Genomic DNA, 15,121 nt, shown 5'->3' with positions numbered 1-15,121 from the left:
AGGTCCGCATGAGCGACGCCATCCTCCACCGTATTTGTGTGGCCGGTGCCAGCGGCCGCATGGGACACATGCTGGTTGAAGCTGTCTCGCAGGCTACCGATTGCCAACTCAGCGGGGCGCTGGATGTGCCTGGCAGCCCAGCCATTGGCCTGGATCCGGCGGCGTCTATTGGCTTGAGCAGTGGCATTGCCATCACCTCGGATCTGCTCACGGCCTTACGCAACACCGATGTGCTGATCGATTTCACCCGGCCTGAGGGCACGCTGGCACACCTGCAGGTGTGCCGCCAGCTGGGTGTCAATCTGGTCATTGGTACCACCGGGTTTACCGATGCGCAAAAGGCCGAGATTGCCGCTGCTGCCGAAGACATTGCCATCGTGATGGCTCCCAATATGAGTGTCGGCGTGAACGTGACCTTGAAATTGCTGGAGCTCGCTGCCAAGGCGTTGTCCACCGGTTATGACATCGAAATTATCGAAGCGCACCACCGCCAGAAGGTGGATGCACCTTCTGGCACCGCGCTGAAGATGGGTGAAGTTGTCGCTGACGCCCTCGGGCGTGACCTGAAAGACTGTGCGGTGTACGCGCGTGAAGGCATCATCGGCGAACGTGACCCGTCCAGCATCGGTTTTGCCACCATTCGCGGCGGTGACATTGTGGGTGACCACACGGTGTTGTTTGCCGGTACCGGCGAGCGCATCGAGATTTCTCACAAGTCATCCAGCCGCATCAGCTACGCCAGAGGCAGTCTGCGTGCGGCGCGCTTCCTGCATGGGCGCAAGGCCGGTCTGTATGACATGGCTGACGTGCTCAACCTCAAATGAACCTGGCCCAGTTTTTCTTGCAAGGTGACGTGCTGGCACGAGGCGTGGCCCTGCTGCTGTTGGCCATGTCGGTCAGCAGCTGGGTGGTGATTTTGTGGAAGGCCTGGTTGCTGCACCGTGCCAGCCGCGATGTGGAGCGTTGTATTGCCGTTTTTTGGCAATCGGGTAACGTGCAGGATGCCACCGAAAAAATCAAGGCTTTTGACCGTGAATCCCTTGTTTTGCCTATGGTTGAAGCTACAAAATTGGAAGCAGGTAACACGCTGGCCGGCGCCGGTGGGCGCGAAACCCAGCTCACCCGTGTGCTGCGCAATGCCTTGCACCTGTCGCTGACCAAGTTGCAGCATGGCCAGGTGCTGCTGGCCACGGTGGGTGCGACCGCCCCTTTTGTCGGCCTGCTGGGGACGGTCTGGGGCATTTACCACGCGCTGATTGGTATCGCAACCGCGGGGCAGGTCACCATTGACAAGATTTCCGGCCCGGTCGGTGAGTCGCTGATCATGACGGCTGCGGGCTTGGTGGTGGCCATTCCGGCGGTGCTGGCCTACAACGTGCTTGGCCGATCCGTCGCGCGTATCGAGGCCGAGCTGGAAGGTTTCGCCCGTGACCTGCGCGAGCTGGTGGGCAGCGCCAGCGCGCCAATTTAAAGCCAGGCTGACCCCCATGTCTTTTGGCCGCCTTGACCGCAGCTCCGGCGCGCAGCCTATGAGCGACATCAACATGACGCCGCTGATCGACGTGATGTTGGTGTTGCTGGTGATCTTCATCATCACCGCGCCATTGCTGGCCAGCTCGATCAAGCTGGATCTGCCCAAAACCGATGCCGCCAAGGCCAGTGATGTGCCCAAAGCCGTGATGGTGGTGGTGGACGCTGCCGGGCAGGCTTTTCTCAACGACCAGCCGGTGTCGCCAGACGAGTTGGCCCGCCAGTTTGTGACCGCGCAGCAGGCTAACCCCGACACCGAAGTGCAATTGCGTGCCGACACGGCGGTGCCCTATGGCCGCATTGTCGAGGTGATGGGTGCCGCGCAAAAGGCCGGCCTGAACCGCATCGGCTTCGTCGCGGATAACCCGGCAGCGGCCGCATCGCCTCAGCGGGCCACACAGACGCCAGCCCCCGCCGCCGTGGACGCTCGCAAACCCTAAAATCGAGCCAAGCCTGCCTGCTGCGCCCGGTTTGCGCCACAAGGTACCCCGCAGCTTTATCCCCGTGACTTCACGCTACAGCGGACTTCAAGCCGCCACGACAGATCGTTATGCAAGACAAATACACCCACCTCGACGTTGAGCCCGCGGCGCAGGCGCATTGGCAGTCCACCGACGCGTATCGCGTGACAGAAAACGCCGTGGACGCCCAGGGCCAGGCCAAGAAAAAGTTTTACGCCTGCTCGATGCTGCCTTACCCGAGTGGCAAGCTGCACATGGGCCACGTGCGCAACTACACCATCAACGACATGCTGACGCGCCAACTGCGCATGCAGGGCTACAACGTGCTGATGCCGATGGGCTGGGACGCTTTTGGCCTGCCCGCCGAGAACGCCGCGCTGAAAAACGGCGTGCCTCCTGCCAAGTGGACGTTTGAGAACATCGCTTATATGAAGCAGCAGATGCAGGCCATGGGCCTGGCCATCGACTGGAGCCGCGAGGTGGCCACCTGTACGCCCGAGTACTACAAGTGGAACCAGTGGCTGTTTTTGAAGATGCTGGAAAAAGGTATTGCCTACCGCAAGACCCAGGTCGTCAACTGGGACCCGGTCGATATGACGGTGCTGGCCAACGAGCAGGTCATCGACGGCAAGGGCTGGCGCACCGGCGCGGTGGTGGAGAAGCGCGAAATTCCGGGCTATTACCTGGCCATCACCCAATACGCTGAGGAATTGCTGGCCAATGTCACCGGCGACAAGATGCCGGGCTGGCCCGAGCGCGTCAAGCTGATGCAGGAAAACTGGATTGGCAAGAGCGAAGGTGTGCGTTTTGCCTTCCCGCACACCATTGCGGACGCATCGGGCAGGCTGATTGGGTCATTGGCAGACTCGCCAGTGGGCGAGTCGGGGCGCATGTACGTCTTCACCACCCGGCCCGACACCATCATGGGGGTGACCTTTTGCGCGGTGGCACCGGAGCATCCGTTGGCAACCCATGCTGCAGCGTCCAACCCGGTTCTGGCGGCCTTCATTGAGGAATGCCAAAAAGGCGGCACCACCGAGGCCGAGATGGCTCTGAAGGACAAGGTCGGTATGCCCACCGGGCTGTTTGTCACCCATCCTCTGAGCGGCGAGCAGGTGGCGGTGTGGGTAGGCAACTATGTGCTGATGAGCTACGGCGATGGCGCGGTGATGGGCGTGCCAGCGCATGACGAGCGGGACTTTTCGTTTGCGCTGAAGTACAGCTTGCTGATTAGACCTGTCGTTGGCGTGGCGGCTACGGCTGGCGCATCCGGTACGCTGGGCTCCTTAGACGCAAGCTCAACATCGTCACCCGGCGCAACCGATACCCCTGCCTACCGGGTGTTTGACACCACCGTTTGGCAGGACTGGTATGCCGAAAAAGGCGCGGGTATCGCCATCAACTCGGGCAAATACGATGGGCTGGTGTTCAAGGACTGCGTGGCCGCTGTCGCCACTGATCTGGCTGCCCTCGGCCTGGGCGATAAAAAAATCACCTGGCGCCTGCGCGACTGGGGCGTGTCGCGCCAGCGCTACTGGGGCACGCCGATTCCGATCATCCATTGCGACGAGCATGGCGCAGTGCCAGTGCCAGAAAAAGACCTGCCAGTGGTGCTTCCGACGGACTTGGTACCCGATGGCTCGGGCAACCCGCTGGTCAAGTGCGAAGCCTTTCACGCGGCGAGCCCTGGAAGCGACAAGCGTGTCGCGTGCCCGATCTGTGGCAAAGCGGCGCGGCGCGAGACCGACACCATGGACACGTTTGTGGATAGCTCGTGGTATTTCATGCGCTACTGCGACCCGACCAACGCTGACAAGATGGTGGCCGAGGGCGCCGACTACTGGATGCCGATGGATCAGTACATTGGAGGCATTGAACACGCCATCCTGCACCTTTTGTACGCACGCTTCTGGACCAAGGTGATGCGTGATATCCGGGTGAAGGGCCCCGGAGATTCCGAGGCCTTGGGGCTGGTCAAGGTCGATGAGCCCTTCACCAAATTGCTGACGCAAGGCATGGTGCTGAACCACATCTACAGCCGACGCACCGACAAGGGTGGCAAGGACTATTTCTGGCCGGCTGACGTGGAGCACATCCATGACGATGCCGGCAAGGTGATTGGCGCGCGGCTGGTCAAGGCGGTGGACAGCGGTGGCGTGACCTTGCCAGTGGGCACCGCCATTGACTACGAAGGCGTGGGCACCATGTCCAAGTCCAAAAACAATGGCGTGGACCCGCAAGACCTGATCGAAAAATACGGTGCCGATACCGCGCGCCTGTACACCATGTTCACCGCGCCGCCTGAGGCCACGCTGGAGTGGAACGACGCCGCCGTTGAAGGCAGCTACCGTTTCCTGCGCCGGGTGTGGAACTTTGGCGTCAAGTTGTCTGCTATGGATATGGAAGCTGCTAGCGCAATCGCTACAAGGGCTAGAAGCCTAAAAGATGTAAATTTTGGCAAGCAAGCCAAAGCTTTGCGGCTGGAGATTCACAGCGTGCTCAAGCAGGTGGATTACGACTACCAGCGCATGCAGTACAACACCGTGGTCTCGGGCACCATGAAGATGATCAACGCCCTAGAGGACTTCAAGGCCACCGACTCAGTCGGCGCGCAGGTAGCGCTTATCGAAGGTTTTGGCATTCTGCTGCGCTGCCTGTACCCGGCTACGCCGCATATCGCGCACACGCTGTGGTCTGAGCTGGGCTACGCGGGTGCGCTGGGCGATCTGCTGGATGCCCCGTGGCCGCAGGTGGACCCGGCCGCCCTGGTCACAGACGTGATCGAACTGATGTTGCAAATCAATGGCAAGCTGCGCGGCTCGATTGTGGTGAGCGCCAGCGCCGACAAGGCGGCCATTGAACAAGCGGCCATCGCCCATGAGATGTTTCAAAAGTTCAGCCAGGGTGCAGTGCCGAAAAAAGTGATTGTGGTGCCTGGGCGTCTGGTCAATCTGGTGGTTTAAGGAGGTCGCATGAAGTTTGATTTGTTCCCTGTGACGGTATCGCCCGAGGTGTCTGCCCGCTTGCCTGCGCCTTCGGCAGTGCCAGATTTATCGCGGCGTAGTTGGGCGCTGTCCCTGCTCGCCAGCGGTGTGCTGGCGGGCTGCGGCTTCAAGCTGCGTGGCAGCCAGAACTTTGCCTTTACCAGCATCGCCATCGGACCGAATCCGGGGGGCGCGGTGGTGCAGGAGCTGCGTCGCTCGTTTGGTGGTGCAGTACAAGTTATGGATGCCGATGTGCCGCAAACGCAGGCGCAAGTGGTGCTCAAGGTGCTCGGCGAGCAGCGTGAAAAGATCGTTGTGGGAATGAACTCTTCCGGCCAGGTGCGTGAGTTTCAGCTGCGCTTGCGGGTGCGCTTCAGGCTGGACACGCCGCAAGGCCGTGAGTTGATTGAAGACACCGAGATCATGCAGCAGCGCGACATCAGCTACAGCGAAACCGCCGCGCTGGCCAAGGAAACCGAAGAAGCCTTGCTGTTTCGCGACATGCAGAGCGATATTGCCCAGCAGATTCAGCGCCGTCTGGCGGCTGTCAAACAGATTCGGTAGTCTGCGCTTGTGCGCTGGGTTGGGCCAGCTTGGCGCTTGCTGGTCGGATTAACTGGTACAGGTCTTTCGGGTCACTCAATTGCGCCATCAAGGCAATGGGTGCGCCTAAGCCCAGCTGCAGTGCGTGGTCATACAGGTAGCGCAGGGCAGAAAAGTCTTCCATGGCGAAACCCACCGAGTCAAACATAGTGACCTGCTCTGCGTTGTCGCGCCCCGACGATTTTCTGGCGAGCACCTGCCACAGCTCGGTCACACCGAAGTCAGCGGGCAGATGCTGCAAGTCGCCTTCCATGCGGGTTTGCGGCTCAAATTCGACAAACACCTTGGCGGCGCGCAACACGTCAGCGTGAATCTCGGTCTTGCCGGGGCAGTCGCCACCGACCCCGTTGATGTGCATGCCGGGTTCGAGCATGTCGGCGGTGATGATGGCTGCGTTGGTTTTGTCGGCGGTGATGGTGGTCACGATGTCGGCCCCTTGCACCGCCTCGCGAACACTGCTGCAGGCAGTCAGGCGCAGGCCAGCGGCATCCGGGTTGGCTTGCAGGTTGCGCATCAGCTTGGCGGTAGCTTGCGGGTCAATGTCAAACAGGCGAATCTCTTCAATGTCGACCAAATGGTGAAAAGCCAGCGCCTGGAACTCGCTTTGCGCACCGTTGCCTATCAAGGCCATCACCCGGCTGTTGGGCCTGGCCAAAGCGCGAGCTGCTACAGCAGATGTAGCAGCGGTACGCAGCGCGGTGGTCAGGGTCAGCTCGCTGAGCAACAACGGCACGCCTGTGGCCACATCGGCCAGCACGCCAAATGCCATCACCGTGGACAACCCGAGTGCGGTGTTTTTCGGGTGGCCGTTGACGTATTTGAAGGTGTAGGTGCTGGCGTCAGCAATCGGCATCAGCTCGATCACGCCGTTGGCCGAGTGGCTGGCGACACGCGGGGCTTTGTCAAAACTCTTCCAGCGCAAAAAGTCCTGGCGAATATACGCCGCCATGCCTTGCAGCGCGGCGGGCAGACCCAGGCGGCCAATTAGGGCCGCCACGTCTTGCGGGCTGAGAAACAGGGTGTTGGTGCGGCTGGCTGATACTGTGTTTGCGGGGTTCATGTTGGGTCTCTTCGGGCTGGTCATTTTCTGAAAATAGTTGGTAATGAGTTTGCCTGCGCACGGCAACAATAACAATCGTCAACTTTGTATAAAAATAGTCACATAATTGCCGTTTTGACAGCTTGAGTTAGCACTATGGATGAAACCGATCAACAACTGCTCTCGCTTTTGCGCACAGATGCCCGTCTGTCGGTCGCGGCGCTGGCGCTGAAATTGAAAGTGTCGCGCGGCACGGTGACCAACCGCATACGCAAGCTCGAAGACGTTGGCGTGATCGTTGGTTACGCCGTGCGCCTGCGCCCGGATGTGCAACACGACCAAATCACCGCCTGGATGAGCATCGCCGTGGAGGGCAACCAGACCCGCGCGGTGATCGCCGCGCTGCTGGGCGAGCCCGGCGTGGCCACCTTGCATGACACCAATGGCCGCTGGGACTTGCTCGCCGAGTTGCGCGCCGAGAGCCTGCAGGCGCTGGCCAAGGTGCTGGAGCGCATTCGCCTGCTCAAAGGCATCAGCAACACTGAGACCAGTATTCACCTGGAAACCTATCGCCTGTCGTAGCCGGGTGCATCACTAAACTAGCCGCCTATGCAAATCAGCCCGAACCAACTCAGTACCCACCTGCAAAAAGGCCTCAAGAGCCTCTACACCCTGCACGGCGATGAGCCGCTGCTGATTCAAGAGGCGCTGGATGCCATTCGCGCCGCCGCCCGCGCGCAAGGTTTTTCTGAGCGCACCTCCCACACTGTGAGCGGCGCCAACTTTGACTGGAGCGAGGTGCTGGCCGCCTGTGGGTCTTTGAGCCTGTTTGCTGACAAACAAATCGTCGAAGTTCGCATCCCCAGCGGCAAACCCGGCAAAGAAGGCAGCACCGCGTTGCAGCAACTGGTAGAGCAGTCGCGCGGCAACGATGCCACGCTGACATTGGTGATCTTGCCCCGGCTGGACAAAATGACCAAGGCCACCGCCTGGTTTGCCGCGCTGGAGGGTGGCATCACCCTGGAGGTCAGCCCGGTGGAGCGCGCCGCCTTGCCGCAGTGGATTGCCCAGCGCCTGGCCAACCAGGGTCAGCGGGTGGCCGCCGGTGAAGAGGGTCAGCGAACGCTGCAGTTTTTTGCCGACCGGGTCGAAGGCAACCTGCTGGCCGCGCACCAGGAGATTCAAAAACTGGCGCTGTTGCACCCAGCGGGCGAGCTGGGTTTTGAGCAGATCGAATCCGCCGTGCTCAACGTGGCGCGTTACGACGTGTTCAAGCTCTCTGAGGCGGTGCTGGCTGGCCAGGCCGCGCGGGTGCAGCGCATGCTCGACGGCCTGCAGGCCGAAGGTGAGGCCGAGGTGCTGGTGCATTACACGCTGTCCGAGGACATTCGCGCCCTGAAACGCGTGAAAGACGCCATCAACCGGGGCAGCCCGCTGCCGATGGCCCTGCGTGAACAGCGTGTCTGGGGCAACAAAGAACGATTATTCGAGCGCGTGCTGCCGCGCCTGACCGACGCCGCGCTGGCACAACTGCTGCAGAGTGCGCACCAGGTGGACGGCATCGTCAAAGGCCTGAAGCAGCCCGACTGGCCCACCGCTGCGTGGCAGGCGCTGGCGCGGCTGGCGATGATGCTGTGCGGGCTGTGTGCACCGGGCGTGCCCAGGCCGCGTTGACGCGTTGCACCCGCTACGCTGCCCACTGTCCAGTGCCCGCCAGCGAATGTGAGTAGCTTCGGGTGCGATTCAAACTGATGTGACATCCTGAAGACATCAAGATTTCACGTCAACCCCGGCGCAGCGCATCAAACCCGGCACGGCGACTGGGTCATGCGCATGCGGTTCCGAGGTGAAAACACGCGCGAAACTGCAGGATAAGAACGCCCACAACTGTCGGCGCGCGCCTTACACCCCGAAGCCCGGTCGCCTAACCCAATCACCGTGCCTCGCTCTGTCTGGGTCACATCAATTCACGCCATATCCAATGCAGGTAACTTTTGACTCGCCCCCTGCCAGGGTGCCAAAACGCTCGAAAAATCAGTCGGGTGATGCGCTTTGCGTAGGTAAAGGAGGAGACCGCGCAGCGGGCGGTGGACACGTAGCAAAGCGTATCGCCCGGCTGATTCATCCACCACGGTGATATCAGCCTCGACCCAATAGACGCACCTGAGGTCAACATCACTTTGAAGCGCACCCAGTAGCTTCTGCCTGCGCTTCTGCCCCGCGCGATCATGCCAAAATAAGCCCATGACTGACCTCAACATTACCGACTACACCAACACCCTTGGTTTGCAGGCAAAACAGGCCTCAGCCCTTATGGCTAAAGCGCCAGCAGCTATTAAAAATAAAGCACTCCGGAAGCTTGCCGAGCTGCTGCGTGCCAATGTGGATGTGCTGCAAATCGACAACGCCAAAGACATTCAGCGTGCGCTGGCAGCGGGGTTGGCGGCACCGATGGTCGACCGGCTCAAACTCACCCCGAAGGTGATCGAGACCTGCGCGCAAGGCTGCGAGCAGCTGGCCGCCATGGCCGATGTGATTGGCGAGGTCATTGGCATGAAAGAGCAGCCCAGCGGCATTCGCGTGGGGCAGATGCGCGTGCCGATTGGTGTGTTTGGCATGATTTTCGAGAGCCGCCCGAATGTGACGATTGAAGCCGCTTCGCTGAGCATCAAGAGCGCCAACGCGTGTATTTTGCGTGGCGGCTCCGAAGCCATTGACTCCAACAAGGCGCTGGCTAAGCTGGTGCAGCAGGCGCTGCTGACCAGTGGCTTGCCAGAGAACGCGGTGCAACTGGTGCAAACCACCGACCGTGAGGTGGTGGGCCAGCTGATCACCATGCCGCAGTTTGTGGATGTGATCATTCCGCGCGGCGGCAAGGGGCTGATTGAGCGCATCAGCCGCGACGCCAAGGTGCCAGTCATCAAACACCTGGACGGCAATTGCCACACCTATGTGGACGACCCCTGCGACATCGCCCAGGCTGTGAAAGTGGCCGACAACGCCAAAACCAACAAGTACAGCCCCTGCAACGCCACCGAGAGCCTGTTGGTAGCGCGCGGTGTGGCAGCCGAGTTTTTGCCGCAGATCGCCAGCATCTACGCCGCCAAAGGGGTTGAGATGCGCTGCTGCCCTGAGGCGCTGGTTGTGTTGCAGTCTTATAAGGAAAATCAGGCTCCAGCCCTTATGGATAAAGCGCAAGACGCTACTAATAGAATAGCATTTAACCTGCTGCCTGCGGTGGAGGCCGATTGGTACGAAGAGTATCTGGCGCCCATCATCAGCATCAAAATTGTCGACGGCGTGGCAGCCGCCATTGCCCACATCAACCAGTACAGCAGCCACCACACCGACGCCATCCTGACCCGCGACCATGTGCATGCGCAGCAGTTTTTGCGCGAGGTGGACTCGGCCAGCGTCATGGTCAACACCAGCACGCGTTTTGCGGATGGGTTCGAATATGGCTTGGGGGCCGAGATTGGCATTTCCACGGACAAGTTTCACGCACGCGGGCCCGTCGGTATTGAAGGGCTCACCTCGCTGAAATACGTGGTGCTGGGCCAAGGTGAACTGCGGGCTTGAAGGCTATTGTCTGGCGCTTGGTGCGCCAACCCACCGACAGAGCGTGGCCTGAACTGGAACTATTGCGCCGGTTCGGGCTCTGAACCCCGGCTGCCGAATTTGGCAGCCAACAGGGTTTTAAGCGGCATCGCACGCCCTAGAATCAAAATTCATATTTCTCAAGGTTACTCATGGTTCCTCACCTCATTACCGCTTTGACGGGCCCCATCAACGAATTGGAGCAGCGCGTGCTGGACTCTATGTCCGCCATCGAACGCTGGTTCCGCCTGGAGTGGATGGAGCACACGCCGCCGTTTTACACCTCGGTGGATATTCGCAACGCCGGTTTCAAGCTGTCGCCGGTCAGCACCCGGCTGTTTCCCTCCGGCTGGAACTACCTCACCCCCGAGATGATGCCGCTGGCGGTGCAAGCCGCCATGGCAGCCATTGAGAAAATCTGCCCTGAAGCGCGCAACCTGCTGGTGATTCCCGAAAACGGTGACCACAGCGCGCGCTACCTGGCGAATCTGGCGCAACTCACCCGCATTTTCAACATGGCGGGCCTGAATGTGCGGCTCGGCTCGATTGACCCAGCGGTGAAACAAAGCACCACCATCCAACTGGCCAGCGGTGACAGCGTGACGCTGGAGCCGGTGATTCGCAGCAAGCGCCGCCTGGGCCTGAAAGACTTTGACCCCTGCACGATTTTGCTCAACAACGATTTGGATGCTGGCGTGCCGGGTATTCTGGAAGATCTTTTTGAGCAATATCTGCTGCCGCCGTTGCACGCTGGCTGGCCGACCCGGCGCAAAAGCAACCACTTCAAGGCCTATGAAGAAGCGGCCAAACGCCTGGGCAAACTCATGGGCGTTGACCCCTGGCTGATCAATCCGCTGTCTGACAAGTGCGAAGAAGTCGATTTGGCTCAGGACACGGGCATGGATTGCCTGCGCAACCAAGTGGACGTGGTGCTGTCGAAGGTACGGCGCAAGTACAAGGAATACGGCATTAAGGAAAAACCGTTTGTCGTCATCAAGGCCGACCACGGCACGCATGAACTTGGCATTGTCACGGTGCGCGATGCCAAAGACCTGCAGGCCCTGACCGACCGTGTCAAAACCCTGACCGACGGCCGGAAAAAGCCGTTGTCGCCGCATGGCTTCATGGTGCAAGAGGGTGTGTTGACGCAAGAACGGGTCAACGACGCCGTGGCCGAGCCGGTCATCTACACCATGGACCGCTATGTGGTGGGCGGCTACTACCGGGTGCTTGAAGGCCGTGGTGTCGACGAAACGCTGGAGGCCCCTGGCTCAGGCTATGTGCCGCTGGCGTTTGAGCACAGCACCCAGTTGCCCCAGCCCGGTGTCAAACCCGGTGCCAGTGCGCCGAATCGCTTTTACATGTATGGCGTGGTGGGTCGCCTGGCCATGCTGGCAGCAAGTTACGAGCTGGAAGCCACGGACCCGGATGCCGAGGTTTACGACTGACATTGGCCGGCAGAGGTGAGCGGCATGCGCCAGTAGCCTTTGCCGCGAGTCAAGCCAAATCGCCGCAGCCGAAAGAATCACAACGGGTCGCAGGCGCACAATGGCTGCCTTTCATAACATGGAGCCTGGCCTACTAAAAGGCCGGGTGGCTGTTTGACAAGTTCTCAAACGTCTCAGCGCGCGCTCACTTTGGGCGCTCTCGGTGTTGTCTATGGCGACATCGGCACCAGCGTGCTGTACGCTGTCAAAGAGGTGTTTGGGGCGGGACATGTGCCCTTTACCACCGACAACGTGATGGGCGTGCTATCCATCATCTTCTGGACGCTCACCGTCATCATCTCGCTGAAGTATGTGACGCTGGTGCTGCGTGCCGACAACAACGGTGAAGGCGGCCTGGTGGCCATGTTGGCGCTGGCCTCACAGTCGGTGAAAGACAAACCTAAATTGCGCCGCGCACTGCTATACGTGGGCATTTTCGGCACCTGCCTGTTTTACGGCGACGGCGTGATCACGCCGGCCATCTCGGTGCTGTCGGCGGTGGAGGGTTTGGAGGTCGTATCGCCCACCTTCACCAAAGCGGTGATTCCGCTGACGCTGATCGTTTTGTTTGGCCTGTTTTTTGTGCAAAAGCGCGGCACCGCAGACATTGGCAAGTTTTTTGGCCCGATCACACTCACCTGGTTCATCGCGATTGCGGTGCTGGGTGTGTCCCATATCTGGCACAACCCGGAAATTTTGTGGGCCATGAGCCCGCACTACGCGCTGGGCTTCACCTGGAACAACCCCCTGATCACCTTTTTGATCCTTGGCGCGGTGGTGCTGTGCGTGACCGGTGGTGAGGCGCTGTACGCCGACATGGGACACTTTGGCAAGAGGCCGATTCGCCTCGCCTGGTTCAGCATCGTCATGCCCTGCCTGACGCTGAATTATTTTGGCCAGGGGGCACTTCTGCTGAGTGATCCCTCAGCAGTCAAAAACCCGTTTTTCAACATGGCCCCTGACTGGGCGCTTTTGCCACTGGTGGGCTTGGCCACGATGGCCACGGTGATCGCCTCACAGGCGCTGATCACCGGTGCGTTTTCAGTCACCAAGCAGGTCATTCAGCTCGGCTACCTGCCACGTTTGCAGGTGTGGCACACCAGCGTCAAGGAGACCGGCCAGATTTACATGCCTTTTGTGAACTGGGGCCTTTTCGTGCTGATTGTGCTGGCAGTCGTGCTGTTCAAGTCATCAAGTCATCTGGCTGCTGCCTACGGGATTGCGGTCACGCTGGACATGCTGATCACCACCGTGCTGACATTTTTTGTCATTCGCTATGCCTGGCATTACCCGTTGCTGCTGTGCGCGGGGGCCACCGGGTTTTTCTTTGTGGTGGACCTGGCGTTTTTCAGTTCCAACATGCTCAAGCTCTTGGCCGGTGGTTGGTTCCCGTTGCTGATTGCTGGGGGCATCTACACCCTCATGCTGACCTGGAAAGACGGCCGCCGACTGCTGAAACAAAAGCTCAGGGCCGATGCCATTGACCTTAGCAGTTTTCTGGAGGCGGTGTTTGTCAGCTCACCGATCCGGGTGCCCGGCACCGCCGTGTTTTTGACCGCAGAGAGCGGCACCGTGCCCAATGCCATGCTGCACAACCTCAAGCACAACAAGGTGCTGCACGAGATGAACCTGTTTGTTACCGTGGTCAGTCACGAGGTGCCGTGGATCGGCATGGACAAGCGCCTGAGCATTGAGGCGCTGGGTCACGACTGCTGGCAGGTGATGGTGAACTACGGCTTCAAGAACGACCCCGATCTGCCCAAGGCGCTGCACAGCATCAAAGGCCGCGGCTTTGAACTCGACCCCATGACCACCAGCTATTTCCTGAGCCGCGACACGGTGTCGCCGACCATTGGCCGGGGCATGGCGCTGTGGCGCGAAAAGCTCTTTGCGCAGATGCACCTGAACGCCAGCGGTGCGGCGGGGTTCCTTAACTTGCCGAGTAACGCGGTGGTGGAGTTGGGGTCGAAGATTGAGATTTGAGGTTTTTGGGGTTTGTTTTTGCTGTATTGATTGCTGACGCAGGCGCTGACCCCCCATCTTCTGCGTTTCGCACCCTGGGCCGAACCAGACAATCTGGGGAAAACAGTCCGGGGCGCCTGCAATGTAAAAATCAGGTTGAAACAACATATCCAACATGCAGTTCTTCAAAGACCTTTCCCCGGCCGCGTTCACCGCCGGTTTTGTGGCTGTCCTGGTCGGGTTCACCAGCTCGGTGGCCATCGTGTTTCAAGCGGCCTTGGCGTTTGGGGCTACGCCGGAGCAGATCACCTCTTGGGTGTGGGCGCTGGGCTGGGGCATGGGGCTGTGCACGGCGGTGCCGTCGCTGATCCTGAAAAAACCGGTGATGGTGGCGTGGAGCACGCCTGGGGCCGCAGTGCTGGCCACGGCAGGCGTGGCTGGTGGCTTCAACATGGCTGAGGCGGTGGGGGCTTTTATGGTGTGTGCTGCGCTGATCACGCTAGTGGGGGTCACCGGCTGGTTTGAGCGTGTCATGAACCACCTGCCCATGGCCATCGCCTCCGGGCTGCTGGCGGGTGTGCTGGCGCGTTTTGGCATGCAAGCGTTTACGGCCGCGCAGACCAACCTGACGCTGGTGCTGGTCATGCTGGCCAGCTATCTGATCGGCAGGCGCTGGTTGCCGCGCTATGCGGTGCCGCTGACCCTGCTGGTTGCTATTGTTCAAGTAGCTGTCGACGCAGGTTTTACGGGGGCTAGCGTGCGATTTGGCTTGGCTATGCCGGTGTTCACCATGCCGCAGTTCACGTTGGCGGCCGCTATCAGTCTGGCATTGCCGCTGTTTGTGGTGACCATGGCCTCGCAAAACCTGCCAGGGGTGGCGGCCATCCGTGCGGCGGGCTACAGCCACAGCCGGGACAAGCCGGGTATTGCGGTCTCCGGCATGATCACACTCACCGGGCTGGCCACGCTGGTGCTGGCGCCGTTTGGCGCCTTTGCCCTGAACTTCAGCGCCATCACTGCTGCCATCTGCATGGGCGAAGAAGCCCACCCGGACCGTGACAAGCGCTACACCGCGGCGGTGTCGTGCGGCGTGCTGTACATCCTGATCGGCATTTTTGGCACAGCGATTACCGGCGCGCTCACTGCGTTTCCCAAGGAACTGATCGCCGCCATCGCCGGGCTGGCGCTGCTGGGCACGATTGGCTCAGCGCTGAGCATGGCCTTGCGTGACGACTTTCACCGCGAGGCGGCTCTGATCACCTTTTTGGTGACCCTGAGCGGCGTGGTGATTGCGGGTGTGGGTTCGGCCTTTTGGGGGGTGATTGCCGGGGGGCTGGCGCTTTTAGTGCAAAGGGTTGGAAAATCGCACTTTGACCTGCCGCCGCGCTGACGTTTTCAACGCGCTGCGGTGTCGTCTTGTCTTGTGTACTCGGCCGATCCGGCCCGCCCATAAAGTGA

12 protein-coding genes are annotated in these 15,121 nt (G+C 60.3%); 11 read left to right on the top strand and 1 reads right to left on the bottom strand.

The window, feature by feature from the left end:
• Nucleotides 1–8: 8 nt before the first annotated feature.
• From dapB to BLL52_RS03125, 5 genes are all read left to right on the top strand, one after another.
• The gene (dapB, locus tag BLL52_RS03145) at nt 9–824 is read left to right on the top strand and encodes a 4-hydroxy-tetrahydrodipicolinate reductase (protein WP_075585274.1); all 816 of its coding nucleotides are present in this window, start codon (nt 9–11) and stop codon (nt 822–824) included.
• Entirely contained in the window at nt 821–1,471 is a 651-nt protein-coding gene (locus BLL52_RS03140) for a MotA/TolQ/ExbB proton channel family protein (protein ID WP_075585273.1), read from the top strand. Before dapB ends, BLL52_RS03140 begins: the two co-directional genes overlap by 4 nt.
• Before the next feature lie 16 nt (nt 1,472–1,487).
• The gene (locus tag BLL52_RS03135; RefSeq protein ID WP_075585272.1) at nt 1,488–1,970 is read left to right on the top strand and encodes an ExbD/TolR family protein; all 483 of its coding nucleotides are present in this window, start codon (nt 1,488–1,490) and stop codon (nt 1,968–1,970) included.
• Nucleotides 1,971–2,080: 110 nt separating this feature from the next.
• The gene (gene leuS / locus BLL52_RS03130; protein ID WP_075585271.1) at nt 2,081–4,954 is read left to right on the top strand and encodes a leucine--tRNA ligase; all 2,874 of its coding nucleotides are present in this window, start codon (nt 2,081–2,083) and stop codon (nt 4,952–4,954) included.
• A gap of 9 nt (nt 4,955–4,963) precedes the next feature.
• Nucleotides 4,964–5,539: an LPS-assembly lipoprotein LptE gene (locus tag BLL52_RS03125; protein WP_083633759.1), complete on the top strand. Its 576-nt coding sequence runs from the start codon at nt 4,964–4,966 to the stop codon at nt 5,537–5,539.
• Here the strand turns inward: BLL52_RS03125 and BLL52_RS03120 are convergent.
• Complete coding sequence (locus BLL52_RS03120) at nt 5,523–6,638, bottom strand: ornithine cyclodeaminase (RefSeq protein ID WP_075585299.1); 1,116 nt, start codon at nt 6,636–6,638, stop codon at nt 5,523–5,525. The two genes, BLL52_RS03125 and BLL52_RS03120, sit on opposite strands and share 17 nt — an antisense overlap.
• Nucleotides 6,639–6,773: 135 nt before the next feature.
• Between BLL52_RS03120 and BLL52_RS03115 the strand changes: the two genes are divergently transcribed.
• From BLL52_RS03115 to BLL52_RS03085, 6 genes are all read left to right on the top strand, one after another.
• Nucleotides 6,774–7,199, top strand: coding sequence for an Lrp/AsnC family transcriptional regulator (locus BLL52_RS03115; protein ID WP_075585270.1), 426 nt, complete (start codon nt 6,774–6,776; stop codon nt 7,197–7,199).
• Nucleotides 7,200–7,226: 27 nt separating this feature from the next.
• Entirely contained in the window at nt 7,227–8,291 is a 1,065-nt protein-coding gene (gene holA / locus BLL52_RS03110; protein ID WP_075585269.1) for a DNA polymerase III subunit delta, read from the top strand.
• Nucleotides 8,292–8,861: 570 nt separating this feature from the next.
• Nucleotides 8,862–10,196: a glutamate-5-semialdehyde dehydrogenase gene (locus tag BLL52_RS03100; protein ID WP_075585267.1), complete on the top strand. Its 1,335-nt coding sequence runs from the start codon at nt 8,862–8,864 to the stop codon at nt 10,194–10,196.
• Between the two features lie 170 nt (nt 10,197–10,366).
• Nucleotides 10,367–11,662 (top strand): glutamate--cysteine ligase, encoded by a 1,296-nt coding sequence (gshA, locus tag BLL52_RS03095; protein WP_075585266.1) that lies wholly within the window; start codon nt 10,367–10,369, stop codon nt 11,660–11,662.
• A gap of 153 nt (nt 11,663–11,815) precedes the next feature.
• Nucleotides 11,816–13,684, top strand: coding sequence for a potassium transporter Kup (locus BLL52_RS03090; protein ID WP_075585265.1), 1,869 nt, complete (start codon nt 11,816–11,818; stop codon nt 13,682–13,684).
• 154 nt (nt 13,685–13,838) lie between these two features.
• On the top strand, nt 13,839–15,053 hold the full coding sequence (locus BLL52_RS03085; RefSeq protein WP_075585264.1) for a benzoate/H(+) symporter BenE family transporter: 1,215 nt from the start codon (nt 13,839–13,841) through the stop codon (nt 15,051–15,053).
• The last annotated feature ends 68 nt before the right edge of the window (nt 15,054–15,121 follow it).

Origin of the sequence: Rhodoferax antarcticus ANT.BR (assembly GCF_001938565.1) — a bacterium.
GTDB classification, from domain to species: Bacteria; Pseudomonadota; Gammaproteobacteria; order Burkholderiales; family Burkholderiaceae_C; genus Rhodoferax; species Rhodoferax antarcticus.
Note: the sequence above shows the minus strand (reverse complement) of the source record. Positions and strands in the feature narration are given on the sequence as shown.